Origin of the sequence: Methanotorris formicicus Mc-S-70, from assembly GCF_000243455.1 — an archaeon.
In the GTDB taxonomy this organism is placed as follows: Archaea; AGJL01; Methanococci; order Methanococcales; family Methanococcaceae; genus Methanotorris; species Methanotorris formicicus.
On the sequence record NZ_AGJL01000089.1, the window covers coordinates 1 to 3,472 of the forward strand.

Genomic DNA, 3,472 nt, shown 5'->3' on the forward strand with positions numbered 1-3,472 from the left:
CAAATTCCACATAAGACACATTTGTCTTTGTTTATAGTAATTTCCCCAAGAACTAGGTTCTTTCTTGGTGGAAGTTCTCTCTCTACATCAATTGCTCCTTGAGGACAGACGATTTCGCACTGTCCACATAAAACACAGATTTCTTGATAAACTTTGATGTCTCTTCTTTTAATTTTTGGATATCTTTCATCTCTTTTTATTGATTTTCCATTAATTTTTAAATCCATGGCATCAAATGGGCACCCATGAGCACAAATTCCACACAAAACATAAGTATTTTCATCAATATCCAACTTTGGGGCATCAACAAGTCCCTTTGCAATAGCCCCTAACGGTCCTAATGTTATCGCTTTTGTTGGGCAAATATCATAGCAAATACCACAACCAACACATAAATGCTCGTTCCATGTTAAAACCCTCTTCTCAACACCATCTCTTGAGATTACCAATATTCCATCGTATTCTTCTTTTATTTGCAAAATACCACCTTAAATACTAAATATTGGTGATTATTTGCTTATTTTTTATTATTATCCTCAATAAATTTATATTCATATTTTTATATGTATTCAATATAAGTTACAATAATACATGAATATGAAATCACATCCCTTAAATGTTTTTCGTCTTAATTATAAGAAGTAAACTATTTATATAAAAAGTTAATCTAAGTAAGTAATAAAAGTTACATTAGATATATAAATATGAAACTATATATACTTAACTTGGAGGTAAAGGTATGAACATTTTAGATGATCTCAGTGATAAAGTTGAGGGAATTAAAAAAGAAGATATTGAAAAGATTTTAAATTTCCATGGTTGTTTAAGCCCTGGAGCGTTAATAGGTATTCAAATGTTCAATTTAGCGAATAAAATATTGAAAATAAAGGATGGAGAAAGAATATATGCTATATGCGAAACCTACAACTGCCTTCCAGATGCATTTCAGATTCTTGGAGGGTGTACAATAGGAAATAAACGATTGAAGGTAATTGACACTGGAAAGATGGCAGTCACTGTAAACAAATGGGGAAGAGAAGGGGAAACTGTAAGAGGTGTTAGAATAATCCTCGACCCTAAAAAAACCATCAAATATCCAAAACTTCATGCTTGGTATTTGAATATTGAAAAAGTTCCTCATGATGAGGTTATTTTGGACATTCTAAATGCTGGAGAGGACGCTTATTCTTATGAGTTTGTGGATATTCTTGTTCCGAGCAAATCAAAAAAGCACGTAAAAATATGTGAAATCTGCAATGAACCGTTTATCCAAAAAGAAAATGAGGATATTTGCCCTTCATGTCTCCACAAAACCAACATAAATTCAAAAGATTATTTACTATGCCATTGGTGATAACATGAATCTTATAATAAAAAATGGTTATGTATTTGACCCATTTAACGGGATTGATGGAGAAAAGGTGGATATATTTGTTAAAGATGGAAAAATTGTTGAAGAATTGTCATCAAATGAGTTAAAGGATGCAAAGATTATAGATGCAACTAACAAGACCATAATGCCAGGAGGGGTTGATTCTCACACACACGTTGCAGGACCTAAATTAACTGTTGGAAGGATGATGTGCCCAGAGTTTCAATATAAGGATAATACAAAAAAAACAGAAAAAATCCATAGCGGAACTGGAAATGTAGTGCCTTCAAGTTATGTGATGGGGTATAGATATACGTTAATGGGATACACAACTGTCTGCGAAGCAGCAACACCACCAATGCTTGCAAAACACACTCATGAAGAACTAAAGCACGTCCCTATAGTGAATAAATGTGCCTATTTAATGCTTGGGAATAACTGGTTTGTTATGAGATATTTAAAAGAAGGAGATGTTGAAAAAACCGCGGCTTATGTTGCATGGATGATTAAAACCCATAAAACCTTTGGGATTAAGTGTATTAATCCAGCCGGTGTAGAAAATTGGGGTTGGGGGCTAAATATTTATTCATTGGATGAGCCAAATTTGCATTTTGAGATTACACCAAGAGAGATTATCAAAGGACTTGCAGAAGTGAATGAAATGCTTGGATATCCAATGTCAATCCACGTCCATGCAAATGGTCTTGGTCATCCAGGGAATTGGGAAATAACAAAGGAAACTTTAGCAGTTCCAAAAGATGTAAAAGTAAATCAGAAAGTTGAAGTTGATGAAGAAATAAAGACAAAAGTTCCTTATGAGAGAGAGCAAAGCATTTATTTAACTCACGTTCAGTTTAACGCGTTTGGTGGAACTTCATGGGAGGATTTCGAATCTGGAACAAAGGAAATTATTGATTATGTAAATGGATCAAAGCACGTTGTTATTGATAGTGGATGTGTAATTTTCGGCCCAGCAATTTGTATGACTGGAGATGCTCCTAACCTCTACGATTTATCTGTTTTGGCTGGGGGTAAGTGGTCAAATGATGATGTTGAGTTAGAATGTGGCTCAGGTATTGTGCCATTTGCATACAAGAAGAAAAATGGAGTTCATAGTGTCCAATGGGCAATGGGTTTGGAGTTGTTGTTGGGTGTTGAAGACCCATGGAAGGTTGTTATGACAACAGACAGTCCAAATGGTGGTTCATTTGTAAATTATCCAAAATTCATTGCATGGCTGATGAGTAAGAAGGCAAGAGAGGAAACATTAAAAGAATGCCACAGGTGGGCTTCTGAGAGAACAGACCTTCCAAACATTGATAGAGAAATGACTTTGTTTGAAATAGCAACAATTACAAGGGCTACGCCAGCAAAAGCAGTAGGTTTAGCACCAATGAAGGAGCATTTAGGTATTGGAGCAGATGCAGATATTGCAATTTATGACATAAACCCAAAGACACTCAACACAAACGACTACAAAACCATAGAGAAGAAGTTTTCAGTTGCAGAATACACAATAAATGGAGGAAAAATTGTTGCTCATAATGGAGATATTGTTTCAGCACCAGATGGAAAAACATATTACTGCAACGCAAAATTCCCAGATGAAGAAATCTACAATGAGATGATTAAGGATGTGAAAGAGTGGTTTAAGTATTATACCTTTGACTTCACCAACTACCCAACAACAGAGCATTATCTAACAAAACCAACTGAAATAAAAATAGGTGAATAACATGCAAGTGATTTTAACCCCAAAAGAAACCCCGGATATTTCAATAGAGGCGGATGTCATAACACCAGATAACTTTACAAATAAAAGCAAAGGGGAAATTGAATCGTTATTGGTTTGGCAAGGACCTAACAAATACCCGATCTCAGAGTTCTTTGATGTTGAAGTAGGTTCAGATGATTCAGAGGATGTAACAATAATTACTGACAGTGTGATTACGAGAATCCTTTCTTTATTAGCTCTTTACTGCACTCTTTAATCACTTCATAGAATGATAATCCATATTTGTGGCTTAAATATTCTATACAGTTTGATACCATTGCTATAAACCTAACAAACCCAATATTGCTCTTTTCAGACGTTAGGTA

General features: G+C 34.7%; 4 protein-coding genes. 3 read left to right on the forward strand and 1 reads right to left on the reverse strand.

What is annotated here, in order from left to right:
* Positions 1-482: 4Fe-4S binding protein (locus METFODRAFT_RS09345; RefSeq protein WP_048115856.1), on the reverse strand; the 482-nt coding region annotated here is incomplete at its 3' end.
* A 257-nt stretch (positions 483-739) separates the two neighbouring features.
* Between METFODRAFT_RS09345 and METFODRAFT_RS09350 the strand changes: the two genes are divergently transcribed.
* From METFODRAFT_RS09350 to METFODRAFT_RS09360, 3 genes are read left to right on the forward strand one after another with little or no spacing between them, the layout of a single operon-like run.
* Positions 740-1,354, forward strand: a complete 615-nt coding sequence (locus METFODRAFT_RS09350) for an FmdE family protein (protein WP_007045372.1) — start codon at positions 740-742, stop codon at positions 1,352-1,354.
* 4 nt (positions 1,355-1,358) lie between these two features.
* Positions 1,359-3,107, forward strand: a complete 1,749-nt coding sequence (locus tag METFODRAFT_RS09355) for a formylmethanofuran dehydrogenase subunit A (RefSeq protein WP_007045373.1) — start codon at positions 1,359-1,361, stop codon at positions 3,105-3,107.
* 1 nt (position 3,108) lies between these two features.
* Positions 3,109-3,363: a hypothetical protein gene (locus METFODRAFT_RS09360; protein ID WP_007045374.1), complete on the forward strand. Its 255-nt coding sequence runs from the start codon at positions 3,109-3,111 to the stop codon at positions 3,361-3,363.
* Positions 3,364-3,472: the final 109 nt, after the last annotated feature.